Consider the following 25,999-nt stretch of genomic DNA (forward strand, 5'->3'; position numbering starts at 1 on the left):
GTCACGCTCGATCCAGGTTCGTTATTTTCAAGATGACCGACGACGGATCGACCGGACTCTCTATTATCTCCACATCATAGACCCAGGATGCCTCCGCTTCCATCACTTCCTGCCGCCAATTGCGGCCCTTAGGAAGAATATACCGGGTCCGAGGGTGTCCGTGGCGCACGCAAAGTTCCAGCAAACGGGGTAAGGGGGCAAGAGCACGGGCGCTGACGACATCGGCAGCGAACGGGTCAACATCTTCAATCCGGTCAGGAATCACACGTAGATCAAGCCCCAATTCGCGACGCACAGTGTTCAGAAAGGCCGCCTTTCGACCGTCGCTTTCAATCAGCGTCACGGAACGTTCTGGATCCGCCAAGATGGCGACGACAATTCCGGGCAATCCGCCACCGGAACCCAGATCAAGCCATTGCCCATGCATCGCTGTCGCGCGCGCAATGGCGATAGAATCCTGGATGTGTCTTGAGCTGAAATCGTCGAGCGTTCCCTGTGCCACCAGATTGATCTTTGAATTCCACTTCCGGACCAAGGCCTCATAAGCGCGCAATTTCTCGAGTGTTTCACGTGAAACATCCAGAGCGACCGGCAGACCGCTCATGCAGAAACGCGTTCGGCCCGGCGAACGGCGGCCAGAAGCGAGACCAGCGCGGCCGGCGTCATCCCCTCGATCCGTCCTGCCTGCGCCAATGTTTCCGGCCGACTTGCGTTCAGCTTCGCACGGATCTCGCCCGACAACGATCCGACCGACGCAAAATCGAAGTCGGTCGGGATTGAAATCGCCTCGTCCCGGTTCAAAACCGCGACGTCGCGCTCCTGCCGTTCGATATACGTTGAATAGAGCGCATCCCGCGCCACCTGTTCCAGAATTTCGGGGTCATGCGCCGCAAGCGATGGCTCCAAGGCGATGATGTCGGACACCTCTACACCGGCGATTGCGAGCGTCTCGATCCCGTTGCGACGTTTCCCGTCAGATCGGACCTGCAAACCATGCTCGGACAACTGGCCTGACGAAAACATGACAGCAGAAACATCGGCCGTGCACCGGTCCAGACGCGCCATCTTGTCGGCAAACGCCGCGCCACGTGCCGCAGATATGCATCCGACAGCCAGACCTGTCGGCGTCAACCGCTGATCCGCGTTATCCGCCCGCAGCGTCAGACGATATTCGGCCCTAGAGGTAAACATGCGATACGGTTCCGACACGCCGCGCGTCACCAGATCGTCAACCATGACGCCGATGTAGGAGGTTGCGCGGTCAAACACCAACGGCTCCCGGCCCAGAGCACGAAGCGCGGCATTCAAGCCGACAACAAGGCCCTGTGCCGCCGCTTCTTCGTACCCGGTCGTTCCGTTGATCTGGCCCGCCAGCGAAAGCCCGGGGATCGAAGGCAGTTCCAGTGACCGCGAAAGGCCACGAGGGTCGATATAATCGTATTCGATTGCATAGCCCGGTTGGACGATCTCGGCCATCTCGAGCCCGGAAATCGATTGGACATAGGCGATCTGAACGTCATGGGGCAACGATGTCGATATGCCGTTCGGATAGACCAGATCACTCTCAAGCCCCTCTGGCTCAAGGAAAATCTGATGTGATGTCTTGTCCTCGAACCGCACGATCTTGTCTTCGATGGACGGGCAATACCTTGGCCCGATACCCTCGATCATCCCACCGTACATCGCCGACCGCTCAAGGTTTCGCCGAATAATGTCATGTGTTTCCGCGTTGGTATGCGTGACACCGCAGGAAATCTGCGCGCAGGCGACATGTGACGTATCAAACGAAAAGAAACCCGGTGCATCGTCGCCCGGCTGCATGGCGAGACCGTCCCAGGCAATCGACGATTTTCGAAGACGCGGCGGCGTTCCAGTCTTGAGACGACCCACCCCCGGCGCATGGGCGCGCAGGCGGTCGGCCAAGCGCACAGAGGCATTCGCGCCCATGCGACCGCCAGATTTGCGCTCTCCACCGATATGGATTGTCCCGCCGAGGAAGGTTCCTGTGGTAAGGACGACTTCGGCGGCACGAATTTCGGAATCGTCGCCAAGCCTGACGCCCTGAGCACGGTTTCCATCACCTACCAGAAGGTCGACAACCTCGCCCTCGATGATCGAAACACCCGATTGAGCGGCGAACTGTGCCTGCATAAAGGCCTTGTAACGCTCACGGTCCGCCTGCGCGCGCGGTCCCTGAACGGCGGGGCCCTTCTTCCGATTCAAAAGCCGAAACTGGATTCCGGCAAAATCCGCGGCACGGCCCATGACGCCATCCATGGCGTCGATCTCGCGAACCAGATGCCCTTTCCCAAGGCCGCCGATTGCCGGATTGCAGGACATCACACCGAGGTCAGTTTTCCGAAAGGTGACGAGGGCCACGCGGACACCAAGACGTGCCGCCGCCAAGGCAGCTTCACACCCTGCATGGCCGCCGCCGACCACGAGAACATCGAAATCGGTATGTTTCACGTGAAACATCTCACTTCCCTACGCAGAAGGTGGAAAAAACTTCACCCAATATGGATTCAACATCGATGCCCCCCACGATGTTCTGGAGCGCCTGAACGGCCTGTCGCAATTCTTCGGACCGCAGTTCTGTCGGCATAGCAGATTGTGTGGCCAACTCAATATGGGCGGCTGCCTCCTCGAGCGCGATCCGATCCCGCTCCCGCGAGAACAGCCCGACGTCACCGACGCGATCCGAGAGAATCGATGCAATCGACTTCAGGAGCGGCGCGATCCCGTCGCCAGTAACAGCCGAAACGCCGTCGCCACCATGCAGGTCAGATTTTGTTCGAACGACGAGGTCGACGGCGATCCCCTCTACCAGCCGATCGGGGACCGCGCCAGATTCGGTCAGGACCAAACGCAAATCTGCTTGACGCGCGCGGCTCAGGGCGCGTTTGATCCCGATGACCTCCACCGGGTCCTGCGCATCGCGTAGGCCAGCCGTATCAAGGAAGGTCACCGGTATTCCCTCCACGTCCATCCGGACCTCGATCACATCTCGGGTCGTTCCGGCGAACTCCGAAACGATGGCAGCGTCGCTTTGGGTCAATCTATTGAGAAGCGAAGATTTTCCGGCGTTTGGCTCGCCAATCAAGGCTACTTCGAACCCCGCCTTCAGCCGCGCAGTGGCACTTTGCCGATCAATCTCATCCCGAAGATCGCGGGCGACCGTCGCAAGAAGAACCCCCACCTCGGGCGAAACATCCTCGGGAATCTCTTCATCCGCAAAGTCTATCGTCGCTTCCAGCAACGCCATGGCCCGTGTCAGATCGTGGCGCCAGCGGGTGACCCGGTCGGCCATCTCCCCCCCGAAAACGCGCATGGCGTGGCGATGTTGAGCTTCCGTCTCGGCATCTATGATATCGGCCAGACCTTGAACCTGGGTCAGGTCGAGTCGATCGTTCATCAGGGCCCGGCGCGTGAATTCGCCGGGGTTCGCCGCCCGGGCGAGGCCCGTCGCCTCAATGGCGCGCAAGGCCGCGCGAACGACGGCGATGCTGCCGTGCAGGTGCAGTTCAATCGTCGTCTCGCCGGTAAAACTTGCGCCCTCGGCGAAATGAAGCACCAGCGCATGATCGAGGATCAGACCACCTGCATCGCGCAGCACACAGACCCGCGATGACCGCGCGTCGGGCGCCGTGCCGCCAAGCGCCTGGAGCACCGCGACGGAATCGGGTCCCGATAGACGGATGACGGCAAGGCCAGCTTTCCCTTGGGCGGTCGCAAGGGCAAAAATCGTATCGCCCATTTGATCGCCTCTGGGTCAGGAATTCATGGAGTCGAAGAAATCCGCGTTGGTTTTCGTCTGCTTGAGTTTGGAGATCAGGAACTCGATGGCGTCCGTCGTGCCCATCGGGTTCAGGATCCGGCGCAGCACGAACGTCTTCTGAAGGTTCTTCGGATCAACCAGAAGCTCCTCTTTCCGGGTGCCGGACTTCAGGATGTCCATCGCGGGGAAGACGCGCTTGTCGGCCACCTTGCGATCCAGGACCAATTCGCTGTTACCGGTGCCCTTGAATTCCTCGAAGATGACTTCGTCCATCCGGCTGCCGGTGTCGATCAGAGCGGTTGCGATGATGGTCAGCGATCCGCCTTCCTCGATGTTCCGGGCGGCACCAAAGAACCGCTTGGGCCGCTGCAGGGCGTTCGCATCCACACCGCCGGTCAGGACCTTGCCCGACGACGGCACGACGGTGTTGAAAGCACGACCAAGACGCGTGATCGAGTCGAGCAGGATGACGACATCGCGCTTGTGCTCCACCAGGCGCTTGGCCTTTTCAATCACCATTTCGCTGACCGCGACGTGCCGCGTGGCGGGTTCATCGAAGGTCGAAGAGATGACTTCGCCCTTCACCGACCGCTGCATGTCGGTCACTTCCTCGGGACGCTCGTCGATCAGCAGGACCATCAGATAGCATTCCGGATGGTTCGTCTCGATGGACTTCGCGATGTTCTGCAACAGCACGGTCTTACCCGTGCGAGGTGGCGCAACTATCAGAGAACGCTGACCTTTTCCGATTGGCGCGACCAGATCGATGATCCGGGCAGAGCGATCCTTGATGGTCGGATCCTCGATTTCCATGTTGAACCGCTCATCCGGATAGAGCGGGGTCAGGTTGTCGAAGCTGACCTTGTGCTTGGCCATCTCGGGGTCAGCAAAGTTGATCTGCGTGACCTTGGTGATCGCGAAATAGCGCTCATTGTCGTCCGGGGCCTGGATGACCCCTTCAACCGTATCGCCGGTGCGCAGGGAGTGTTGGCGGATGACTTCGGGCGACACATAGATGTCGTCGGGCCCCGGCAGGTAATTCGCTTCGGGCGCACGCAGGAAGCCGAAACCGTCCTGAAGCACCTCGAGGACGCCTTCGCCCGAAATCTCCCATCCTTCATCCGCCCGTTCCCGCAGGATCGAGAACATCATCTCGCCCTTGCGCATGGTCGAGGCATTCTCGATTTCGAGCTCTTCCGCCATCGACAACAGGTCCTTCGGGGACTGCGCTTTGAGATCGCGAAGGTTCAGGGTCCCGGTGGACTCTCCGTCGTCGTCGATATCGATGTCATTGATCTGATCGTCGGGCATGGCAAATCTCCGTTGCCGCGCGCGCAGTCACCCGGGGTGCCGCACGTCTTTTGAAAATCTGGAAACCGGTATCCGGGCCAGGACGGCCCACCGTTGTCGGGGCAGATACGGTTGAAAGCCGCCGAAGTCAATCAGAAGGGGCGCACGATGACCGCGATGACGATCAGGATCATCAGAACCGTCGGCACCTCGTTCATCATGCGATAATTCCGCCCCGTCATCGTCGCCGTTCCCGTCGCAAGCCGCTTTCGCTCTGCCGCGCACCACATGTGAAAGGCCGTCATCCCGATGACGCAGGCCAGTTTGATCCAGGACCACGCCGCACCCCAGTCGAAAGCGCCCATACCGATCAGGATCAACCCGAAGACCCATGTTGCAATCATCGCAGGCGTCATGATCGCCTGAAGCAGACGCCGCTCCATCACTTCCAGCGTGGGGACCATCTGCGGCACTGCGGCACGCTGCTCCGCGTGGTACACGAAAAGCCGGGGGAGATAGAATATCCCTGCCATCCACGCGATCACCGAGATCACATGTCCTGCCTTCAGCCATAGATATAGATCGCCCATCTCGTCCCCCGTTCCGGTCCTCCCTCTTAACAATATGAAAGAAGAAAAGAAGGATGATGTTCATAGTAGGGGCAGTGGAAAACGGGGATTACTTGTTGCCCACGTCATCGCACACAGGGAGCGACCCGGGGCCTGGAAAACGACACAGCATTGGGGAGGAATCGGGGAATTTCTTTTGCCTGTCGTGCCATGCGTTGTGGAGGACATACGGGATGGATCCGGGATCGTTCGTGGGCATCCCGGCATATCCACATGGCTGAAAATTCGGCGACGGGTGTCGATCAATCCGGTGCGAGGATGGGAAATCGGGTGACTTGTCCTCCGGACGGGAAGGTCGCAAACCATACCCAGATTCTCCGACAGGGTTCTCCCCTCGGTTTCCCACAGGATGATACCCATGCTGATCCTCGCCAGCACGTCCAAAATCAGGGCGACGCTCCTCCGCAACGCCGCGATTCCCTTCGAGGCCAAACCCGCCCGCGTGGACGAGAGCATGGTCAAGGAATCGCTTCTGGCCGAGGGGCACTCCCCGCGCAGCATCGCCGACGCCTTGGCCGAGTTGAAGGCGCTGCGTCTGCGGGAGCCGGGCAAGATCCTTGGATGTGATCAGGTGCTGGACCACGAGGGAAAACTGGTGTCGAAACCCACGATACCCGAGGATGCGGTCGATCAGTTGACCGCGATGTCCGGGGGGAAGCACCGGCTGCATTCCGCAGCGGTGATCGTCGAGGACGGCAAGCCGATCTGGCGCCATATCTCCAGCGTCATCATGACGATGCGGCAGCTATCGCCGGACTACATCGCAGATTACGTCGCGCGGAACTGGGACGACATCCGCCATTCGGCCGGCAGCTATACCCTCGAAGGCGAAGGCGCGCGGTTGTTTCACCGCGTCGAGGGCGATTACTTTGCCGTTCTGGGGCTGCCGCTTCTGCCCCTGATCGATTTTCTGGCGACACGGGGGGATATCCGGACATGACGATACTGGCCGGCGTGATCGGCGACCCCATCGGGCACAGCCGCTCTCCGCGACTGCATGGGACCTGGCTTCGACGTCACGGGATCGACGGGCACTATGTCCCCCTGCACGTGCTCCCCGACGATCTGTCGCGCACGCTCGACCTGCTTCCACGTCTCGGCTTTGCCGGGATCAACGTCACCATCCCCCACAAGGAGGCGGTGTTCGATCTGGCCCACGATGTGACGGACCGGGCCAGCGCGGTCGGGGCCGCCAATACCCTGACCTTCGTGGAAGGGGAGATTCACGCCGACAACACCGATGGCTATGGCTTCATCGCCAACCTTCGGGATGGCGCGCCCGGTTGGACCGCAGATCGACCGGCACTGGTTCTGGGCGCGGGCGGTGCCGCGCGGGGTGTCATCGCGGCCCTCCTCGATGCGGGCGTGCCGCAGGTCACGTTGGTCAATCGCACACGCGGGCGGGCCGACGCGCTCGCCGATCTGTTCGACGACGGGGTCGAGGTGGCGGATTGGTCCGATCTGCCGGACACCATGGCTTCGCAGGGGCTCCTGGTGAACACGACAAGCCTTGGCATGGCGGGTCAGCCGCCGCTCGAGATCGATCTGTCCGGCCTTCCGAAGACAGCGATCGTCACCGACATCGTCTATACGCCCGTCGATACGCCGCTTTTGGTGCAGGCACGGGCCGCCGGGCACCCGACGGTCGATGGTGTCGGCATGCTGCTGCATCAGGCGGTTCCCGGGTTCGCCCGCTGGTTCGGCGTGACGCCAACGGTGGACGATGACCTGCGCAGGGCGGTTCTGGGATGATCCTGGGGCTGACCGGCTCAATCGGCATGGGCAAGTCGACAACGGCGGCCATGTTCGCCGAACAGGGCATTCCGGTCTGGGACGCCGATGATGTGGTGCGTCGCCTCTATGCGCCGGGCGGCCCGGCGCTTGACCTGTTGGAGGCCGCCTTTCCCGGATGCGTTGGGGAAAACGGCGTGGACCGTGATGTGCTGCGGGCCCTCGTGGCCAAGGACCCGGGCGTATTGGACCAACTCAATGCCCTGATCCATCCGCTGGTGGCCGGGGACCGCGCCGAATTCCTGCGGAACAAGAGCGGGCTTGTCGTCCTCGACGTCCCGCTTCTGTTCGAGACCGGGGCCGACGCGATCTGCGACCGGATTGCCGTCGTCTCGGTCGATGCCGAAACACAACGGACCCGGGTTCTGGCGCGCGGCACGATGTCAGAGGCGGACTTCGACGCCATTCTGTCGCGTCAGCTGCCCGATGCTGAAAAACGGGCCCGGGCCGACTATGTCATCGACACTTCGACAATGGAGACCGCGCGCGATATGGTGGCGACAATCATCGAGGAGCTGACATGAGAGAGATCGTTCTCGACACCGAAACTACTGGGTTCGAGCCTGAAAGCGGCGACCGGATCGTGGAGATCGGGGCCGTCGAGTTGCTCAATCATGTGGCGACGGGCCGGGTCTATCACCAGTACATCAACCCCGAGCGGTCGATGCCCGCCGGCGCGTTCGAGGTGCATGGTCTGGGCGATGACTTCCTCAAGGATTTTCCGGTGTTCAAATCCATCGGGCAGGCATTTCTCGATTTCATCGGCACCGACAAGCTGGTGATCCACAATGCCGCCTTCGACATGAAGTTCCTGAACGCGGAGCTTGAGTGGATGGGCCTGCCGCGGCTGCCCTATGACCGGGCTGTCGACACGCTGGCCATCGCGCGGTCCAAATATCCCGGATCGCCTGCCTCCCTCGACGCGCTGTGCCGCCGGTTCAACATCGACAACACCGCCCGGACAAAGCACGGCGCGTTGCTGGACAGCGAAATCCTGGCGGAGGTGTATCTTGAGTTGATCGGGGGGCGGCAGCCGACGATGTCGCTGGTGGCCGATACCGGGAACCGGCAAGATATGGGCGGCACCTGGACACCAAGGCCGCGACCTCAGCCGCTCAAGCCCCGCATCACCGACGAAGAAGCCGCCGCCCATGCCGCCTTTGTGGACGGGTTGGGCGACGGCGCAATCTGGAAAAAGACGTCCTAGGCGGCGTTGATCAGGACGGCGTGACCTGTGCGGCCTCGGCCTGGGCGCGGCGCGTGATCTCGTTGCGGTAAAGTGCAACGAAGTCGATGTTTTCAAGGTTCAGCGGCGGGAAGCCACCGTCGCGCGTCACGTCCGATACGATGCGGCGCAGGAACGGAAAGAGCATCCGCGGGCATTCGATCATCAGATAGGCGTGCATCTGGTTTTCCGGCACGCCGCCGATCTGGAAGATACCGCAGTAATCCAGCTCCATCGCAAAGATCGGCTCATCGCCGTCCTTGCCCTTGGCGGTGACCTTCAGCTTGGTGACGACTTCGTACTGGCCTTCGGCGGTGCGCTTCTTGGCTTCGAGGCCAACCTGCACGTTGATGTCCGGCTGCCCCTCAAAGGACCGGCCCTTCTGGACGGCGACATTTTCGAACGACAGATCACGGATGAACTGACCCAGAACCTTCATCTGCGGCATGACGGGTTGCGCGGCGCCATTCGGTTGATCGGCGGCGGGGGTGGCGGTGCTGGTCTGGTCTTCGTCGGCCATCTGGCGAAATCCTCGGGTCTGTCGATTGGGTCGCGCTTCGATATCAGAGCGGCCGTGGCCTCACAACCTCGGCTTGCCCGGATCGGGCAGGTCCTTCTGGGTCCAGCCCGACGGTCCGGTCCGCGGCGACACCTCTTCGAAATCGCCTTCGACGACATCGTCGGGCATCGGGCGCTGGCCGGGCTGGCCGCCCATCGTGAACGACCGGACCGAAATCCGCTTGGCCAGATAGGCCATCACCGCATCCCGAACACCCGGGATCAGCAGGGCGAAACCGACGGCATCGGTGAAAAACCCCGGCGTCAGAAGCAAAAGGCCCGAGGCCAGAATCATCGCGCCATGGGCGAGCGGCCGGGTCGGATCGCTCAATTCGCTGAACGACGCCTGGATACGGGCCAGTTGCTCCAACCCCTGTCGGCGGACAAGATAGGTGCCCAGAATGGCCGTCGCGACCACAATGGCGAGGGTCCAGAGCAGTCCAAGCCACCCGCCAACCTGGATGAACAGGGCGATTTCAATGATCGGAACTGCGACGAAAAAGGCAAATAACCACATTTCGGGCCTCGTATTTAGCTGGGTCGCTTCCCTTGACCCCTTGTCGCACTTACATATGTCCACGGTGCGGGATACCAACCCCGTACAAACCGGAGAGAGGGATGGACGACGCCGTGATACAACTTTTGGTACTGGCAGCGATCGCCCTGTTCCTGGTCATTCGCTTGAAGAATGTCCTGGGAACACGGACCGGGTTCGAGAAACCGACCGTGACCGACGCACAACGTCCGTCGCAGGTTCGCCGCGATTTCGAGGTGATCGAGGGCGGCCCGGACCGCGACATCACCGACCACGTCGACGATGGCACCGAAAGCGCCAAGGCGCTGGCCGCGATGAAACTGGCCGAACCGGGGTTCAGCGTGACCGAATTCGTCAGCGGTGGGCGTCAGGCCTATGAGATGATCCTGATGGCTTTCGAGAACGGCGATCTGTCGCCGGTCGACGACTTCCTGTCCGACGATGTGCGTGACGCCTTCGTCGAAGTGATCGCCGACCGTGAAGACAAGGGCCTGAAGGTCGAGGCGAACTTCATCGGCGTGCGTGAAACCAGCCTGACCTCTGCGGAATTCGACCGCGACCGGAACGAAGCACAGATTTCCCTTCGCTTCGTCGGTGAGCTGACCAGCGTGGTGCGCGACGCCGAGGGCACGATCGTCGAGGGCAACCCGAACGAGATCCGCAAGCAGCGGGATGTCTGGACGTTCGCCCGGGAAATGGGCGCCGACAATCCCAACTGGAAGCTGGTCGCAACGGACGGCTGACGTGTTACCAAGCGAGACACCCCTGACCGCCCCCGAAACGGGGCGGTTTTCGTTTTCCGACCTGGCAGGTTGGGGCGATGACGATCTGGACCTCGCGCTGACGGTCTTTCGCAAGAACCCGGCGGGTCCGCTGTCGGGTGTGGCGGCGCAGGCCCGGGACGGACGATCCTTTTTCGAGGCGCATTTCACGCCTTCTGGTCCGATCAACGGCCATTTCACCGGCTACTACGAACCCGAGCTTTCGGGCAGCCGGGTCCGGACGCCAAGCCATCCCGTCCCGCTGCACACGATGCCGCCCGGGGGCGTGTCGGCCCCGCGCGCCGAACTCGATGCGCAACTTGTGGGACAGGAGATTGCCTGGGTCCGCGACGAGGTGGACCGGTTCTTCCTTCAGGTTCAGGGGTCCGGTCGGTTGCGATTGCCCGACGGGGCCACTCTGCGGGTCGGCTATGCGGGGTCGAATGGGCACCCGTATCGCTCCATCGGAAAACTCTTGATCGAACGCGGGGTGTTCGGGCCGGACATCACCGCCGAGGCGCTCAAGGTATGGCTGCGCGAGGACGTCGACCGGGGCCGCGCGGTCATGGCCGAAAACCCGAGCTATGTGTTTTTCGCGGAACGCCCGACAGCCCCCGACGCCGGACCGATGGGGACGCTTTGCGAGGTGACGCAAGGCCGGTCCATCGCGGTCGACCCCGATCACACCCCCCTCGGCACGCCGGTCTGGATCGCGGTGGACGGCATCGCCCGCCTTGTGATCGCACAGGATACCGGCTCCGCCATCAAGGGTGCGGGACGGGCGGATCTGTTCTTCGGCACCGGGAAGGGCGCAGGACAGGCCGCAGGTCGTTTGAACCATCCGGGCGCATTCATCCCGCTGGTGCCACGATGAAGCGGCGGCGCGGCTTGACGGAGGAGGACCGGGATCTGTGGTCTCGCTACTCCCGGACGGCGGACCCCTTGCATCCGATCAAGCGAAGCAAGGCGCCCGATACGCCCAAACCGAAACCCGACGCCGCCCCGCTGGCCGATCCGATCCCCGAATTCAGTGTTGGGCAGAGGGTCAACCATCGCGCTTCGACCTTCACTCCGACGCCGACGATTTCCGAAGACATCGCCCGCGCGCCCCTGCGGATGGATGCCAAGACGCACCGCCGGATGCGCAGCGGCAAGTTGCGGCCCGAAGGCAAGCTGGACCTGCATGGCATGACCCTCGACACGGCGCATCCGGCCCTGACGCGCTTCATCCTGTCTTCGCAGGCACAGGGGCGGCGTCTGGTGATCGTGGTGACCGGCAAGGGCAAGGCACGGGACGGCGGCGGCCCCATTCCGACCCGCATCGGTGTGCTCAAGCATCAGGTGCCGCAATGGCTTCGGATGGCGCCGCTGTCCGGCGTCGTGCAACAGGTGACTGAGGCGCATCGCACCCATGGCGGATCAGGGGCGTATTACGTCTATCTGCGGCGCTAGACCGCGCTTCGCCCGCTGGATCGCCAGTGTCGCCAACAGGGCCGCTGCCGCGAAATAGACGGCGATGCCCAGGGATTGATCGTCCAACTCCCACCCCAGATCGATGAGCGTTCCGGTCAGGCCCGGGCCAATGGCCGTGCCCAGAACCATGATCGACATGGCCATCGCCTTGATCGACCCCAGGTGCCGCGTGCCGTAGTATTCGGCCCAGAACGCATTCGGCACCGTCGCCTGCGCCCCGGTCCCAAGGCCCATGACCGCCAACCCGAGCGCCGCCCCGAAAAGCGTCTCGGAAGACCAGAAGATCAGGAAGGCCCCCACGAACGGCAACAAGTACAGCGACATGAGCCGCCCCGTGCCCATTCGATCAAGTGCCGCGCCCGAGGCGAAGGTCATCGCCACCGTCACGGCGGTAAACAGCGGCATGAGCGCGACGTAGTCCACAAGATCCCACCCCTTGTCGGCCACGAAATGCACCTGATGGAAGAACAGCGCCGTGACGAAAGCATAGGGGCCGAGCATCAGGGGCATCACCGCCCAAAACAGCCAGTGCCGCACCATCTGGCCCCGCGTCCAGTGGCGCCCGTCCATCCCGACAGAAGGGGCCTCGGCGGCCAGGGATTGCGGCGTCCGTTCGGCACGCAGCAGGCGCAGGATCACCGGCATCGCCAGCAGGACCAGAAGGCCCGCCACGAACCAGAGGTTGCGCCAGTTCGTCGTGGCCAGAAGCGCCACGAAGATGATGGGCAGGGTCGCCTGACCCAGGGAAAACCCCATGGCAGAGATCGACAGCGCCTTGCCCCGGGTGGCCACGAACCAGCGGGACATGGCGACCGCCGACATGTGGGTCATCAGGCCCTGCCCGAAAAAGCGCAGCGCCCAGATCGTCAACAGGAGCGCCGCGACCCCTTCGACCGTGGCCAGCGCCAGACAGGCCAGCGCCAGGCCGACCGAGGCGATCATCGCCAGCACGCGCACGCGCACCCGGTCAGTCAGGCCGCCCGCAAAGATCATCGCGCCGGCCGATGCCCCCGTGGCGACCATATAGACCAGACCCCATTGCCCGTCGGTCAGCCCGAAATCCCGCAGGATGCCGGCGGCAAACAGCGAGATGAACCAGGTCTGACCGAAGTTCGAGGTGAAGCAGATAAGGACCCCCGCTGCCAGAAACGCCGCATTGTCACGGACAAACGCGGCATAGGCGCGGGGACCTGTCACAGGACATATCGCGATATGTCGGTCGATTTCGCCAGTTCGCCCAACTGATCCTCGACGAAGGCGCCGTCGATGGTGACGCTGGTGCCGCCCTTGTCGGGCGCGTCGAACGACAGCTCCTCGAACACCCGTTCCAGCACCGTATAGAGCCGCCGTGCTCCGATATTCTCGACCGTGCCATTCACTTCGGCGGCGATGCGGGCCAGGGCCGCGATACCATCGTCGGTAAAGCTGACCGTGACTTCCTCGGTTGCCATCAGGGCGGTGTATTGCCGGGTCAGGGCGTTGTCGGTTTCCGTCAGGATGCGGACGAAATCCTCTTCGGTAAGGGCGCGCAACTCGACCCGGATCGGCAGGCGGCCCTGCAATTCAGGCAGCAGGTCGGACGGCTTGGCGATGTGGAACGCGCCCGAAGCGATAAAGAGGATATGGTCCGTCTTGACCGCGCCGTGCTTGGTCGAGACCGTCGTCCCCTCGATCAACGGAAGCAGGTCGCGCTGCACGCCTTCACGGCTGACATCGGCGCCGCGCGCATCCGACCGGGCACAAACCTTGTCGATCTCATCGATGAACACGATGCCGTTCTGTTCGACCGCGCGCACCGCCTCCCGCTTGACGGTTTCATCGTCGAGCAATTTGTCCGCCTCTTCGTCGATCAACAGCTCATAGCTGGCCGCGACGGTCAGGCGCTTTTTCACGGTGCGCTGCATCATCTTGCCGAACAATTCGCCAAGGCCCGCCATCTGGTCCATGCCGGGTTGGCCGGGGATCGCCATGCCCATGGGGTTGGATGTATCGGCCACCTCCAGCTCGATCACCTTGTCGTCGAGGTCGCCCGCGCGCAGCTTCTTGCGAAACGACTCGCGCGTGCCTTCGCGGGCATCGACACCGGCCAGGGCGGTGATGACGCGGTCCTCGGCGGCGCCATGGGCCTTGGCCTTGACCTCCTCGCGCATCTGTTCGCGGATCATAAGGATGGCGGCATCGACCAGATCGCGGACGATCTGTTCCACATCGCGCCCGACATAGCCGACTTCGGTGAATTTCGTGGCCTCGACCTTGAGGAAGGGCGCGCGGGCCAGCTTGGCCAGACGCCGCGAAATCTCGGTCTTGCCGACGCCCGTGGGTCCGATCATCAGGATGTTCTTGGGATAGACCTCGTCGCGCAGATCATCGCCCAACTTCTTGCGCCGCCACCGGTTGCGCAGGGCGACGGCCACGGCCCGCTTGGCGTCTTTCTGGCCGATGATGAAACGGTCCAGCTCGGACACGATTTCGCGCGGGGTCAGGTCGGTCATGGGTCTCTCCTTCACGTCAGCCCTACCTAATCGCCGTTCACGGAAACGCAACGCCGCTCACGTGTCCGTGGGATGGGCTGGTTTCGAATCGCGGGGCCGCGCAGGGTCTGCCCACACACAACACCCGGAGATTTCCATGCACCGTCGTTCCTTTCTGACCCTCGCCGCCACGGGCCTTGCCGTGCTTCCCGCCACCCGGTTGATCGCGGGCGGCCACGGCCGCGTCGGCACGTTCTCGGGTGCCGAACGCTATGGCATCGGCGGATCGGGCGAGCTTGTCGGCAATCAGGTCAACCTGCTGGACGACTTCCGCTTTGGCAGTGCGCCCGACCCGAAGGTCGCCCTTGGCCGGGATGGCTATGATCCCGCCACGCTGATGGGTCCGCTCAAGAGCACGTCGGGCGCGTCCAGCTATACGCTGCCCGCTGGTATCGACCCCAATCAGTACAACGAGATCTGGATCTGGTGCGAACGGTTCAACGTGCCGCTTGGTGTCGCCAAGATCGGCTAATGTGATGGCGGCAGGCAGTCGCGCAGCGGGTCGGGCACAACACCCATCAACCTGCGCCGAACCGCCTGCCACCCGGCGCCGAGGCCGACAAGGCCCGCGCCCAGAAGGAAGATCGAAGCGGCGACCTGCCAGCCTTCGGCAAAGGTCGACAGCAGCGCCACAAGATAGCCAACCGCCGAAATCAGGAACGACCGCCGGTCGATGACCACGGCGACGAAGGCGATCGCCAGCAAGAAGACCGACAGGACGACCAGCGCGACCGCACCGCCCGCCGAGATCAGCGTGAGGGCAATCGTGTTCACGATGGCGGGTGCGGCGATGACATGCAGCCAGAAGCCATTTACCGAGCGAAGCGTGACGCGGTGCGGATCGGACATGTCGAACCACATGGCCACCGCGAACAGGAACAGGCCGAACAGCAACGTCCCCCAGGCAAAGGGACCGGAGGCGGACAGCAGGAACATCTCTGCAAAGCCCGCCTGTTGGCCGGATGTAGCCACAAGCGTGAACATCAGGCAGATGAACGCCGTCCCCGCCATCAAAGCCATGGCAAAGGGCACGCGGAACCGCCACCAGAACAGACCGATGGTGACCGTCGTCAGGGCCAGCGGCAGGATGGACTCGGGCACCTTGAGACCGTGGAAAACGGTGATGCTGTTGAAGGCCAGCGACCAGAACCCGAAGGCCGTGGCCGTCCAGCCGCAGGCAAGGGCAATGGCCGGGGCCACCATCCGACGACGCCGGATGAAGTATTCCGACAGAAGCACGATGATCCCCGCTGTCGCGACACCCGCGATCAACCACGTGGTACGGAAATCGCCCGAAGTTCCCGCAACAAGCGCCCAGATCGCCATCCAGCCGAAGGTGAGGATGGCGAGGCCCACAACGATGAAGACCTCGTTGAAGCCCTTGAACAGTTCGAACGGTTCTTCCCCGCTGCGGGCCTGGTCGAGCGCGGTCGCGCGGGCGTTGGCCAGCGACAGAAGACCGGCAGCCTGGGCCTCGGTGACAAGTCCCGATCCGACGGCGGCCTGAAGCGCGTCACGGTCGATCATGGCTTGATGCGCTCAACCTTGAGGTTGCCGTTGGTATAGACACAGATGTCGGCGGCGATCGCCATGGCCTTGCGCGCGATGTCTTCGGCGGACAGGTCGCTGTCCATCAGGGCACGTGCCGCGGCCAAGGCGAAATTGCCGCCCGATCCGATGGCGGCGACGTCATGTTCCGGTTCCAGCACGTCACCTGCGCCGGTGATGACGAACAGATCGGTGCCGTCGGTGACGATCAGCATCGCCTCCAGCTTTTGCAGATACTTGTCGGTACGCCAGTCTTTCGCCAGTTCGATTGCGGCGCGGGCCAGTTGCCCGGGCGTCGCCTCCAGCTTGCTCTCCAGCCGCTCCAGAAGGGTGAAGGCGTCGGCGGTCGATCCGGCGAAGCCCGCGACGACATCATGACCGCCCGGGGACAGGCGGCGCACCTTCCGGGCGGTGCCCTTGATCACCGTCTGGCCCAGGCTGACCTGCCCGTCACCTGCAACGACCACTTCGCCGCCCTTGCGGACGCCGATGATCGTGGTGCCGTGCCACCCGGGAAAGCTGTCTTTGCTCATGTCGTGTCTCCTGTGATCCTGCCCCGATATGGCCCGGGTGCCCCCCGAGTGCCAGCCCCGGGGGTCGGTTGCACCTGGTTCGATGCCCCGATGCAAATTTGTCTGGACGGACGAAGTGTCAGATTATATTTACACCTGAGTGATCAGTTGCCATTCCCCCTGGGTCGATCGATGTCAGCCCAGTTTGGCAAGGGATCCGAATTCCCCGACGGCTTGCCGAGAGGGATAGCTCGCGCCACCCGGTCTAACGGCGGGTCTGGTCGTTCCCTGCCGTGGGTGGCGCGAGTACCCTGCATGCCGATGGCGGAAGACGTGTCAGGCGCGGGTCAGCATTCCGAAGATCCGGTCGAAATGGTCCTGCATGTAGATGCGGATCCAGGGCGTGAACCGCTCGGGTGATTGCCAGGTCTCGGCGGCCAGATTGTGCAGGTCGACCCATCTGACAGCCTGAACCTCGTCCGGATTCAAATCAAGTTTCAGGTCCTTATCCGCTTGGCAAATAAAGACTTCCACGACTTCATGTTCGATCAGACCGCCGCCGACGTCGGCCCGGTATTCCAACGTATCGCGCTGCGTCAGTGTCAGGCCAGTGATCCCCAATTCCTCGGAAAGCCTGCGCGTCGCACAGGTCGCGCCGTCCTCGTCCCACTCCGGATGCGTGCAGCAGGTGTTCGCCCAGAGGTTGGGTGTGTGGTACTTCGTGGAGGCCCGCTGCTGGATCAGAACGCGCGGCCCTTCCATCACGAACACCGAGACGGCCTTGTGTCGCAGACCGCGCAAATGGGCGTCCAGCTTCTCGACTGGCGTCAGCTTTCCATCGACCCACGCCGGAATCATGATGTCTGAAAGGGGTCGGTTCGGCATGGAGGGCGTCCGCTCTGGCATCGAATGTGTAAACTTATATTGTCATTCGATGCGGAAGAGAAGCTGCCGTCCTGCGTCAGCTCTCGCCGGTGTTGAGCAGACCGAACCGCCGCAGCTTCACATAGAGGCTCTGACGGCTCAGCCCCAACATCTCGGCGGCTGCGACCCTGTTGTTGCGCGTCAGGCTCAGCGCTTCCTCGATACACTGCTTTTCCAGAACATCCGTCATCGACGCGACGATATCGCGAAGGGATTCCGTTCCGACACGGCCCGCCGCATCCGGAACGCCGCCACCGCCGCGCTGTGCCTCGGGGGTTCCGCGTGACACCTCGATGAGAGCGGTCTGCCGAAGGACAAGGGCATGGCCCCCGGTCGGGAGCGGGGCAGATGAAATCTCGACGGGCTGACGCTGGCCCACGAGGTCCAGCAATTGCGTCGTCACGACACTGTGCTCGTCCGGGTCTGTCAGGGCCCTCAGGTCGATCGCGCCCCGCGCCAGGAATTGGGAGAACGGACGGCCATTCACCTGTACCGGGGCCGTCGCGCCGACCAATTCCATGAACGCCGCGTTCGTCCTCCCGATCAGCAGCTCCGGCGACAGTTCGACGACGCCATCGGCAAGCGCCTCGGTCAGGTCAATGGACGGGTCGGCCATCTCACCCTGCAGGGTGCAGATGATGACCGTCTCAGGCCCGCTGCGCGCGATGCTGGCCGACAGGTCGATGGGCTGGCCGTTGTGGCGAAGCTCGCTCGTGATGGTGTCGCGCGTGTCGGCCAGGCCCAGAGCCATCAGCGCGTCGAGAAATTCGCTGCGCCTGCGACCTTCGAAACACTGCGTAAACGCCGCCCCCACAAGAAACGAAACGGATCCGCCCAGAAGACCTGCGGCCCCCGCGTTCAGATCGAGGATTCGCCCCGAAAACGCATCGATCAGAACGACCGGCTCGGATAGATGCCACAGGAGTGCGCGGTACCGCGTTGCAACCGATCGATCGGCCCGAAGCTCGTCCTTCAGACTGGATTGGGCGACGGCAAGCCGGGCCTGAAGGTCCGCCATCGGCCGGGCGTCCTGAAGATAGAGCCAGACCACATCGGCCTGCGGATCGGCGACGGCCGACACCGACACGGGACAGATGCGCCCCGACGGCAACTTCATCCCGACCACCCGCACGGGTGTGGCGTTCGGTCCCGCTGACAGGACCGCGTCGACGATGTCACGGTCGGCCCGGTCGACAATGGCCGCCATCTCCTGACCTTGCCAATCCGACAGGTCGCCAAAGCACCCGAGGGTCGGGGCCGCCTCGATGCGACCGCGCGAATCAACCCGCAGGATGGCGTCTGCAAGCGGGACAACGGTCAGGTTTTCCAGGTCGGAGCCAACCGGGAGGGGCACGTCGCGTTGGGTACGGCTGTTCATTCGCGCAACTCCGCGATCAGATGGGGCATGCATGGCGCCTGCTCGAAGTTTGGTCATTCCCGAGCCGGATGCCGAATCATAACCCAAACCGGAAAGAATCCAAATTGCATTGGACATTTCGGCATTTCGACACAGCTATGTGTTGCGAAGACGGGGGATGGATTGTCCTTCCGCTCAGGTTATATCTAATGAGACTATCGAAAAGGGAGACCCCATGATGATCAGAAGCCTCACGATCGCCGCAGCCGTGCTGGTTGCCGCGCCCGCGTTCGCCGATGGCCACCTCGCCGCGACCGGCGATGCAGCCGAAGGCGAATCCGCATTCCGCCAGTGCCAGTCCTGCCATGTCGTCGAAAACGGCGATGGCGAAGTCCTGGCCGGCCGCAACGGGCGCACGGGCCCGAACCTTTATGGTGTCGTCGGCCGCACCGCCGGCACCGTTGAAGGTTTCGCCTATTCCGACCTGATGATCGCCGCGGGTGAAGCCGGGATGATCTATGACGAGGCGAATTTCGTGCCCTACGTCATGGACCCGACCGAGCACCTGCGCGAAGCTTCGGGCGAATCCGGCCGGGGCAAGATGTCCTTCAAGGTCCGCAAGGAAGAGGATGCGATCAATCTTTATGCGTTCCTGGCGCAGTTCGCTGACGAAGCCAGCTGACGAAACTTTGGGCTGATTGCCCGGATCGAAGGCCCCGACCATCTGGTCGGGGCCTTTTCTCTGCCAGATAGCCGGACCTTTCGCCGCATCCGGAAGTTGTACAGTTGTTGCAACGGTCCTGTCGCGTGTAACGTCGAGTGTAATATTTTTCAGACGGTTCGATGTCCGACATGTTCGACAACTTCAGCCAGAGCGCGCCGCGTGTGGCCATCCTTGGCGCCGGGTTCGGCGGGCTGGCGGTCGGCATGCGGCTGGCTGCTGGCGGGTGGGACGTCACTGTCGTGGACCGGCTTGAAACGCCCGGTGGCCGGGCGACCGCGATCACCACGCGGGGGCACAGATTCGACCTTGGCCCCACACTTCTGACCGAGCCTGATCTGCTGCGGCGCCTGTTCCTCGATTGCGGCGAAGACCCCGATACCGCCCTGTCCCTGTCGGCCTCGAACCCGCTGTGGACGATTCGCGCGCCCGATGGCCGCGAACTGCCCATCTCGTTCGGCGACGACATGACCGAAACGGTGCGCCGCCATGCGCCGTCGGACCTGACGGGTTGGCTTCAGATGTGGCGTGAGAACGGGGTGCCCCAGAAACCCGGAACACCCTCCGACGTGATCGCCCGGTTGCGTCGCCTCCTGCCCGGTCCGCGCCTGATGTCCCGGGTCGAACGGCAGGTGAAGGATCCGCAGCTTCGCATGGCGCTGGCTCTTCCGTCTGTTTTCATGGCGCGGAACGCCCGCCGCACCGGGCTGGATCATTCGCTTCCCGAGATCCTGCGAGGGGGCATTGTCGGAAGTCGCGGCGGGCTTGGGACCGTGGCACAGAAGATGGCGGATGTGATTGTCCGTCGCGGCGGGATGCTGCGGCTCGGATGCGAGGTCACCGCCGTTCTGGACCCGTCGCCGCGCCCCGGTCTGCAGCTTGCCGACGGTGAGGTGATCCGGGCCGATGTGGTCGTCACGGCTTGTCCACCCGTGACGACGTCCCGCCCGCAACCCGACGAGACGAGCGCCTTTATCTGGCATTTCGGCACGCGCGATACGGCCCGTCTTTGGCCCGACGTCGGGCAACACACGATCCTGTCGAGCCGGGACATGCGCGCGAACCTGAACCAGATCGAGCGTGGGCAACTGCCCGACGATCCGGTCCTTCACCTGCATCGTGCGACCCTTGCCGATCCGGCGTCTGCCCCCTCGGGCGGTGATACGTTCTATGTGCTGGTGCCCGTGCCGCACCTGGCGCATCGGACCCCCTTGAGATGGTCGGATGCCGCACCCGTCTTGCGCAATCGGGTCATGGCGCGGCTTGACGGGGTGATCCCGGGTTTTGCCGACCGGATCGCCGCCAGCCTGACCATGACGCCCGAAGACATGCGGGACCGTTACCTTTCGCCCCATGGCGTTGCCGCCCCCCGTGGCAGTCGGGTGCGGGGACACGGGCCGATCTACAATCTGGTCAGCGGCGTATCCGGGGGTTTGGCCGGGGCCATTGCCGGGGCCGAGGCGCTTGCCGCCGCCTTGCCGCGCCGCGTCGGAGTCGAACAGGTCTAGATCAATCGCCGAGATAGCGCCGGAGCGCCGCAGTGGGAGCGTCGAACAGAGCCTGCGTCGGCAACGGTGCCGTCACCTCGCCGTCGGTGACGATGGCCGTGCTATCCGCGATGCGCCGGGCGTCCGCCGGATCATGCGTCACCATCAGGACCGACAGCCCCTGATCCATCGCCGTGTCGCGCAGCAGGTCCAGCATTTCATTGCGCAGGGCCGGGCCAAGGGCCGAAAACGCCTCGTCCAGCAAAAGCCAGGGACGGCCCCGAACCAGGGCGCGGGCCAGCGCGGCACGGCTTTGTTGTCCGCCCGAAAGATCCCGGGGCAGACGGTCGCCCATCCCCGCCAGGCCGACCCGCTCCAGCATTTCGTCCCGCGTTCGCCTTTGGTCGTCCGTCAGGCGCAGGTCCGGACGCAGACCCAGACCGGTGTTCTGGGCCAAAGTCAGATGCGGAAACAGGTTCTGGTCCTGAAACAGGATCGACAGGGGCCGCGCGCCGGGTGGCAGGTCGGTGACGTCCTGCCCTGCGATGGTGATGCGCCCTGCCGAGGGCCGCAGGAAACCCGCGACGGCCGACAGAAGCGTCGATTTCCCCGAACCGCTGGCCCCCATCAGGGCGGTGACGCCACGATTTTCGAACCCGATGTCGGCCCGCAGGGTGAAGGAGCCTTGGCTGAGCGTGACCGCCTCAAGCTTCAGCATGGCGCGTCCCCCGTTCGAACAGCCAGAACAACCCGAGCGACAGAACCACAAGCAGAAGGGCCGCCGCCTTCGCCTCGTCCAGGCGGTAGCTGCCCATCAGTTGGTAGAGCACCAGCGGCAACGTCGCCTGATCCGGCGAGGCAAACAGCGCGATCACCCCGAGGTCGCCCGCCGCAAGCGCCGCCGTCAGCCCCGCGGCAAACCCCGCCGGACGGCGAAGCCGAGGAATGGCGACCAGCCGGACCCAGTCAAGGCCGCGCATCCCGAGGGAGGTCGACAGCCGCCCGAAATCCCGGTCGAGGTCCCGCATTGCTGGGATCAGCGCGCGAAGTGCGAAGGGCAGGGCCAGCACGACATTGACAAAGAGCGTCACCGGCAGGGCCAGCTTGACCGGGTTCGTCAGCGGCAGCAGCAGGATATAAAGCCCCGTCCCCAGAACCAGCGGCGAGGCGGCGATGGACAGCGTCCCCGCCACCTCGATCCAGCCGCCCCGCGTCGTCGTCACCACAGCCAGCGCCATCGGCAAAGCCAGCGTCAGGGTCAGGATGGCCGCGGCAAGGGCGATGGCCAACGACCTGACTGCCGCCAGCCAGACCGAGGACGGCAAAGCGGTCAGATGCCAGACCCCTTCGCCAAGCACCAGAACGATGGGCAGAAGCAGGAACCCGCAGGCGAGCGCGATCACGACCGCATCCTGCGCCCGCAGCAAGGGCGACGCGCTGTCCCACCGGGGCACCGCGCGGTCGAGGCCCGCGCCAAGGCCCGACGGCAACGTCAGCCGCAGCGACAGGATCGCGGCCCCGACCCCGAGGATCAGTTGCAGGCCCCCCAGGATCGCCGCGCGCGACAGATCGAAATCGAAGCGGAAGGCCTGATAGATGGCCAACTCCACCGTGGTCGCGCGCGGACCGCCCCCCAATGCCAGCGCCACCGCAAAGGACGTCGTGCAGATCAGGAAGATCACCAGAAAGATCCCCGGCACCACCGACCGCAACATCGGCCATTCCAGCCGTCTGAACGTGTCGGGCGGCGCGAAACCAAGTGTCGCGGCAAGGCGCAACCGCTCCCCCGGAATGGCGAGCCAACCTTGCAGGATCAGGCGTGTGGCCAGTGGCATGTTGAAGAACACATGGGCCAAGATGACGCCCTGTGGTCCATAGAGTGTGACCGGGTCGATCCCGACGGCCGCCAGTGCGACATTGACCACTCCGGATCGCCCGAAGACCGCGATCAGGCCCAGGACCGCGACGATCACCGGCAGGATGAACGGCGCCCCCAGAATCAGGATGACGGCCCCGCGCCCCGCGAACTGCCGACGGGCGAGGGCGCGGGCCACCGGGATCGCCAGCAGGACCGACAGGCCCGCCGAAACGACCGCCTGCCAGAGGGTGAACCACAGGACGCCCGCGTCGGACGGTTTGAACCCGCTCAGCGTTTCGGCGCGCCAGACAACGGCGATCAACGGCAGGATCAGGGCGCCCGCCACGCAAAGCGCGGCGATCAGGCCAAGGCGGGCGCCCAAGGTCATCGGCTAGCGTCCCAGACCGGCCTCAAACTCCGCGACGACGGTATCGCGCAGCGCTTCGGCCTCCGCGGACCCATAGATCAGCGCCGTTTCGGGCAGGGCGACCTTTTCGAACCCGGCGGGCATCTTTGCGGGGTCCAGCTTGGCCGGAAGCGACCAGTTGCCGGTCGGGATGATCGACTGGAATGGCTCGGTCAGGATGAAGTCGAGGAAGGCCTGCGCCAGTTCGGGCTGGTCGGTGGTCGCGATCTGGCCCGCCGTCTCGACCATCACATAGTGGCCTTCGTCGAACAGCGCCGCCTTCTTGGTCTCGTCCTCTTCGGCGATGATGTGGTAGGCCGGGCTGGTCGTATAACTCAGGACCATGTCGACCTCGCCATCGGTGAACATGCCATAGGCTTCGGACCAGCCGCGCGTGACGGTCACGATCTTGGGGGCCAGGGCGGCCCAGGCATCTTCGGCCCCGTCACCAAAGACCTTGTGAACCCACAGCGCCAGGGCCAGGCCCGAGACGCTGGTCCGCGGATCCTGAATGGCGATACGCAGACTGTCGTCGGCGTCAAGAAGTGCCTGAAAAGATGTGGGAACATCTGTGATCTTGGTCGTGTCATAGACGAAGGCGGTGTGGCCCCAGTTGAAGGGGACGAAGGTGTCGTCCGTCCAGTCGATGGGCATGGTCAGCCCCTCGATCGCCACATTGTGGGGGGCGAACAGGCCGGTCTGTCGGGCGCGTTCCGCGTCGTCGGTGTTCAGGCCGATGACCACATCCGCAGGGGTCGCGTCGCCCTCCAGCCGAAGGCGGGGCAGAAGGTCGCCGGTGACGTACTCGATTTCGCAGGAACAGGAGGCCTCGAACGCCTCCTTGATGGCGGGGCCGGGGCCCCATTCGGAGGCAAAATAATCGGGCGCATAGATGGTGAGCGGCTCGGCATTGGCCGAGGTGGCGATCATCATCAGGGCCAGGGTGAGGGTCTTTTTCATGTCTCTCTCCTTTGGCCGGACGGGTTCGGGTGAGAGCATCGCACCTTCCCTCCGCCGGTCTTAACCGGTTCAGGTTCAACGGGTCCGCTTGCGCATCTCAGCCAGTGAAGGCCCCCCGAGGTAGGGGGTGGATAGCCCGCCTGAACGCCGGGGTCCAGCGGCGGATTTCAGGTATGATCCACGGGTGATCTACGGGTGATCTGCGTCATCCCTTAAAAATGCACAAATAGGGAGGATGCAGAGGTAAACGGTGCGGTCAACTTCGGAGGCTGCGGAGTGATCTGCGCGCTGAGCGCCGGTGCGCTCGGTTGGAGCCCGTGTCGTTCGTTTGTTCAATGTGCTGGATGCAACAGACCGGCGTCGCCGGGATTGGGTGGGGAGCGGACGGTTGGTGCAGATGCGCGAACGGCGGCTTTGGAGAGGCGCTTATTGTCGAAAGAAGTTATCGTTGGTTCGGTTTGGCCAACCGTAGTTAGAGGGCAAGCTGTCTTGCGTCGAACCCAACAACGCTAAGCTCGTGAGCGAGTATTTCTGCGCTTTCTGGGTCAGCACAGTGCACAATCGGCCTTTGCCCCTCCAGACAAGCCTCAACCGCTCCCTTAGCATCTTTCAGACCTAGTTGAGTAAGTTCTTTGATGATCTTTGTGGCCATCACCTTATTGGCTCCTTCGCTCCAACCAGATAACTCCACGAACGAGCCGGGCTCTGCGTGCGGGTCGCCAAAGCGCTGATAAATATTAATGTATTTGCTCACCTCATAAGCGGTACCCAGAGTGAAAATCTGGCCTTTGTCGCTATCGACAAGTATTGGAGCGTTCCCTACCAAAGCGTCCCTTATATCGTTGGTCTCAATAAATACTTTGCTTTGGAATGAAAAAACCCAACCGTAGTCACCGAATGTGATCGGCTTATCGAAGAGCATCAGGTCTTCGCCCAAAGACTGCACATGCCGCTTTGCAATCTCGCGGGCAGCATCAATTGTGATCACGGTTTTATCTCTCCCGGAATGCTCTCAAGTAAAGAGTATACCAATGAAATGAACATACGAAACCCGGCCATTCGAGCATACCGCAGCATCGGTCGTTCTGGGCTCTTTCCGGACTTTCACCGCGTATGGCATCGACTTCCGCTGAGCGGACGACGCTGCCATAGTTCTTAGCGATAGAAAGGTCGGCTTGTGAAAGATTGCATCGTTGTTTTAAACACATGCCGCCATTACGGTTGTTCAATGACATTTATTCTTATCAGCCTGAAAGATGGTTTGCATGACCTTCAACTCAGGAACATCGTCTGGAGGCCCGTAGCATCTGAGATTGTACGGGCAGAGATCGTAGATGGCGAACGAGGGCAAATGCTTGCCTACCATCTGTGCACGCAAGTGACCGCGCCAGAAGCGGCTGCGATCTGTGAACATCTGACGAGGCTTGTTAACAACAACGCCCTGCCAAAGGACATTGACGAAGAGACGGCGAAATTGGTCGCAACTTTCGCGGCATCATCATCCGGCTTTGAAGTTTGCTAGCTGCAACTGAAGAGCTGCCATTCAAGAGCGCCGCAGATTTCGTGATTCAGGCCTCGCACCGCACCTTCGCCGCAAGTGGCATGAACGTCCGCCAAGGGCCGTCACGCACCGCCTCCGTCACACCGGATCGCAA

At 63.0% G+C, this 25,999-nt stretch carries 28 protein-coding genes and 1 riboswitch; of the genes, 11 read left to right on the forward strand and 17 right to left on the reverse strand.

Features of this window, described 5'->3' with window-relative positions; translation table 11 throughout:
• Position 1: 1 nt before the first annotated feature.
• The 5 genes from rsmG to hemJ form a co-directional block, all read right to left on the reverse strand.
• Entirely contained in the window at positions 2-604 is a 603-nt protein-coding gene (rsmG, locus tag BM002_RS16300) for a 16S rRNA (guanine(527)-N(7))-methyltransferase RsmG (protein WP_092783701.1), read from the reverse strand.
• Positions 601-2,478: a tRNA uridine-5-carboxymethylaminomethyl(34) synthesis enzyme MnmG gene (gene mnmG / locus BM002_RS16305; protein WP_092783704.1), complete on the reverse strand. Its 1,878-nt coding sequence runs from the start codon at positions 2,476-2,478 to the stop codon at positions 601-603. Before mnmG ends, rsmG begins: the two co-directional genes overlap by 4 nt.
• A 1-nt stretch (position 2,479) precedes the next feature.
• On the reverse strand, positions 2,480-3,757 hold the full coding sequence (gene mnmE, locus BM002_RS16310; RefSeq protein ID WP_092783707.1) for a tRNA uridine-5-carboxymethylaminomethyl(34) synthesis GTPase MnmE: 1,278 nt from the start codon (positions 3,755-3,757) through the stop codon (positions 2,480-2,482).
• 15 nt (positions 3,758-3,772) lie between these two features.
• Positions 3,773-5,089 carry a transcription termination factor Rho gene (gene rho / locus BM002_RS16315; protein ID WP_092783710.1) on the reverse strand — a complete coding sequence of 439 codons (1,317 nt, stop codon included), beginning with the start codon at positions 5,087-5,089 and terminating at the stop codon, positions 3,773-3,775.
• 131 nt (positions 5,090-5,220) lie between these two features.
• The gene (gene hemJ / locus BM002_RS16320) at positions 5,221-5,658 is read right to left on the reverse strand and encodes a protoporphyrinogen oxidase HemJ (RefSeq protein WP_092783713.1); all 438 of its coding nucleotides are present in this window, start codon (positions 5,656-5,658) and stop codon (positions 5,221-5,223) included.
• 388 nt (positions 5,659-6,046) lie between these two features.
• On the opposite strand from hemJ, the gene BM002_RS16325 reads away from it, so the two are divergent.
• Genes BM002_RS16325 through dnaQ form a run of 4 tightly spaced genes read left to right on the forward strand, consistent with a single transcriptional unit; the run spans position 6,047 to position 8,695 of the window.
• Positions 6,047-6,637, forward strand: a complete 591-nt coding sequence (locus BM002_RS16325) for a Maf family protein (protein ID WP_092783716.1) — start codon at positions 6,047-6,049, stop codon at positions 6,635-6,637.
• Positions 6,634-7,449 carry a shikimate dehydrogenase gene (locus tag BM002_RS16330; protein WP_092783719.1) on the forward strand — a complete coding sequence of 272 codons (816 nt, stop codon included), beginning with the start codon at positions 6,634-6,636 and terminating at the stop codon, positions 7,447-7,449. The genes BM002_RS16325 and BM002_RS16330 overlap by 4 nt, the downstream gene beginning before the upstream one ends.
• Entirely contained in the window at positions 7,446-8,012 is a 567-nt protein-coding gene (gene coaE, locus BM002_RS16335; protein ID WP_092783722.1) for a dephospho-CoA kinase, read from the forward strand. The genes BM002_RS16330 and coaE overlap by 4 nt, the downstream gene beginning before the upstream one ends.
• On the forward strand, positions 8,009-8,695 hold the full coding sequence (dnaQ, locus tag BM002_RS16340) for a DNA polymerase III subunit epsilon (RefSeq protein WP_092783725.1): 687 nt from the start codon (positions 8,009-8,011) through the stop codon (positions 8,693-8,695). Before coaE ends, dnaQ begins: the two co-directional genes overlap by 4 nt.
• Before the next feature lie 10 nt (positions 8,696-8,705).
• On the opposite strand, the gene secB is transcribed toward dnaQ, so the two are convergent.
• Complete coding sequence (gene secB / locus BM002_RS16345; RefSeq protein WP_092783728.1) at positions 8,706-9,233, reverse strand: protein-export chaperone SecB; 528 nt, start codon at positions 9,231-9,233, stop codon at positions 8,706-8,708.
• A gap of 60 nt (positions 9,234-9,293) precedes the next feature.
• Positions 9,294-9,788, reverse strand: a complete 495-nt coding sequence (locus BM002_RS16350; protein WP_092783731.1) for an FxsA family protein — start codon at positions 9,786-9,788, stop codon at positions 9,294-9,296.
• 101 nt (positions 9,789-9,889) lie between these two features.
• Here BM002_RS16350 and BM002_RS16355 point away from each other — a divergent pair, with 101 nt between their 5' ends.
• Genes BM002_RS16355 through BM002_RS16365 form a run of 3 tightly spaced genes read left to right on the forward strand, consistent with a single transcriptional unit; the run spans position 9,890 to position 12,019 of the window.
• Positions 9,890-10,549, forward strand: a complete 660-nt coding sequence (locus tag BM002_RS16355; protein WP_092783734.1) for a Tim44/TimA family putative adaptor protein — start codon at positions 9,890-9,892, stop codon at positions 10,547-10,549.
• Between the two features lies 1 nt (position 10,550).
• Positions 10,551-11,441, forward strand: coding sequence for a murein transglycosylase A (mltA, locus tag BM002_RS16360; protein WP_245749297.1), 891 nt, complete (start codon positions 10,551-10,553; stop codon positions 11,439-11,441).
• Positions 11,438-12,019, forward strand: a complete 582-nt coding sequence (locus BM002_RS16365) for a Smr/MutS family protein (protein WP_092783740.1) — start codon at positions 11,438-11,440, stop codon at positions 12,017-12,019. Before mltA ends, BM002_RS16365 begins: the two co-directional genes overlap by 4 nt.
• Here BM002_RS16365 and BM002_RS16370 read toward each other — a convergent pair.
• Entirely contained in the window at positions 11,987-13,237 is a 1,251-nt protein-coding gene (locus BM002_RS16370) for an MFS transporter (RefSeq protein ID WP_092783743.1), read from the reverse strand. The two genes, BM002_RS16365 and BM002_RS16370, sit on opposite strands and share 33 nt — an antisense overlap.
• Positions 13,234-14,532: an ATP-dependent protease ATPase subunit HslU gene (gene hslU, locus BM002_RS16375; protein WP_092783746.1), complete on the reverse strand. Its 1,299-nt coding sequence runs from the start codon at positions 14,530-14,532 to the stop codon at positions 13,234-13,236. The genes BM002_RS16370 and hslU overlap by 4 nt, the downstream gene beginning before the upstream one ends.
• 136 nt (positions 14,533-14,668) lie before the next feature.
• On the opposite strand from hslU, the gene BM002_RS16380 reads away from it, so the two are divergent.
• The gene (locus BM002_RS16380; RefSeq protein ID WP_175484936.1) at positions 14,669-15,043 is read left to right on the forward strand and encodes a DM13 domain-containing protein; all 375 of its coding nucleotides are present in this window, start codon (positions 14,669-14,671) and stop codon (positions 15,041-15,043) included.
• Here the strand turns inward: BM002_RS16380 and BM002_RS16385 are convergent.
• From BM002_RS16385 to BM002_RS16400, 4 genes are all read right to left on the reverse strand, one after another.
• The gene (locus BM002_RS16385) at positions 15,040-16,098 is read right to left on the reverse strand and encodes a hypothetical protein (protein WP_092783749.1); all 1,059 of its coding nucleotides are present in this window, start codon (positions 16,096-16,098) and stop codon (positions 15,040-15,042) included. The two genes, BM002_RS16380 and BM002_RS16385, sit on opposite strands and share 4 nt — an antisense overlap.
• The gene (hslV, locus tag BM002_RS16390; RefSeq protein ID WP_092783752.1) at positions 16,095-16,652 is read right to left on the reverse strand and encodes an ATP-dependent protease subunit HslV; all 558 of its coding nucleotides are present in this window, start codon (positions 16,650-16,652) and stop codon (positions 16,095-16,097) included. Before hslV ends, BM002_RS16385 begins: the two co-directional genes overlap by 4 nt.
• Positions 16,653-16,967: 315 nt before the next feature.
• Positions 16,968-17,489 (reverse strand): isopentenyl-diphosphate delta-isomerase, encoded by a 522-nt coding sequence (idi, locus tag BM002_RS16395; RefSeq protein ID WP_092783970.1) that lies wholly within the window; start codon positions 17,487-17,489, stop codon positions 16,968-16,970.
• Between the two features lie 103 nt (positions 17,490-17,592).
• Positions 17,593-18,933 carry a helix-turn-helix domain-containing protein gene (locus BM002_RS16400; protein WP_175484937.1) on the reverse strand — a complete coding sequence of 447 codons (1,341 nt, stop codon included), beginning with the start codon at positions 18,931-18,933 and terminating at the stop codon, positions 17,593-17,595.
• 217 nt (positions 18,934-19,150) lie between these two features.
• Between BM002_RS16400 and BM002_RS16405 the strand changes: the two genes are divergently transcribed.
• Both BM002_RS16405 and BM002_RS16410 read left to right on the forward strand, forming a co-directional pair.
• On the forward strand, positions 19,151-19,594 hold the full coding sequence (locus tag BM002_RS16405; RefSeq protein ID WP_342707407.1) for a c-type cytochrome: 444 nt from the start codon (positions 19,151-19,153) through the stop codon (positions 19,592-19,594).
• A gap of 161 nt (positions 19,595-19,755) precedes the next feature.
• The gene (locus tag BM002_RS16410) at positions 19,756-21,141 is read left to right on the forward strand and encodes an FAD-dependent oxidoreductase (RefSeq protein WP_092783758.1); all 1,386 of its coding nucleotides are present in this window, start codon (positions 19,756-19,758) and stop codon (positions 21,139-21,141) included.
• Position 21,142: 1 nt separating this feature from the next.
• Here BM002_RS16410 and BM002_RS16415 read toward each other — a convergent pair whose 3' ends face one another.
• The 4 genes from BM002_RS16415 to BM002_RS16430 all read right to left on the reverse strand — a co-directional run bounded on the left by BM002_RS16415 (position 21,143) and on the right by BM002_RS16430 (position 25,332).
• A complete protein-coding gene (locus BM002_RS16415) occupies positions 21,143-21,838 on the reverse strand; it encodes a thiamine ABC transporter ATP-binding protein (protein ID WP_092783761.1) in 696 nt (231 codons plus the stop codon).
• Complete coding sequence (locus BM002_RS16420) at positions 21,825-23,366, reverse strand: ABC transporter permease family protein (RefSeq protein ID WP_092783764.1); 1,542 nt, start codon at positions 23,364-23,366, stop codon at positions 21,825-21,827. Before BM002_RS16420 ends, BM002_RS16415 begins: the two co-directional genes overlap by 14 nt.
• A 3-nt stretch (positions 23,367-23,369) precedes the next feature.
• Positions 23,370-24,344: a thiamine ABC transporter substrate-binding protein gene (locus BM002_RS16425; protein WP_092783766.1), complete on the reverse strand. Its 975-nt coding sequence runs from the start codon at positions 24,342-24,344 to the stop codon at positions 23,370-23,372.
• Positions 24,345-24,373: 29 nt separating this feature from the next.
• A riboswitch (TPP riboswitch) is annotated at positions 24,374-24,472 on the reverse strand.
• A 344-nt stretch (positions 24,473-24,816) separates the two neighbouring features.
• A complete protein-coding gene (locus tag BM002_RS16430; protein ID WP_092783769.1) occupies positions 24,817-25,332 on the reverse strand; it encodes a ribosomal protein L7/L12 in 516 nt (171 codons plus the stop codon).
• Positions 25,333-25,572: 240 nt separating this feature from the next.
• On the opposite strand from BM002_RS16430, the gene BM002_RS19190 reads away from it, so the two are divergent.
• Positions 25,573-25,866, forward strand: coding sequence for a hypothetical protein (locus BM002_RS19190; protein WP_139212401.1), 294 nt, complete (start codon positions 25,573-25,575; stop codon positions 25,864-25,866).
• Positions 25,867-25,999: the final 133 nt, after the last annotated feature.

The sequence above is a fragment of the Jannaschia pohangensis genome (assembly GCF_900113875.1).
Taxonomy (GTDB): Bacteria; Pseudomonadota; Alphaproteobacteria; order Rhodobacterales; family Rhodobacteraceae; genus Jannaschia; species Jannaschia pohangensis.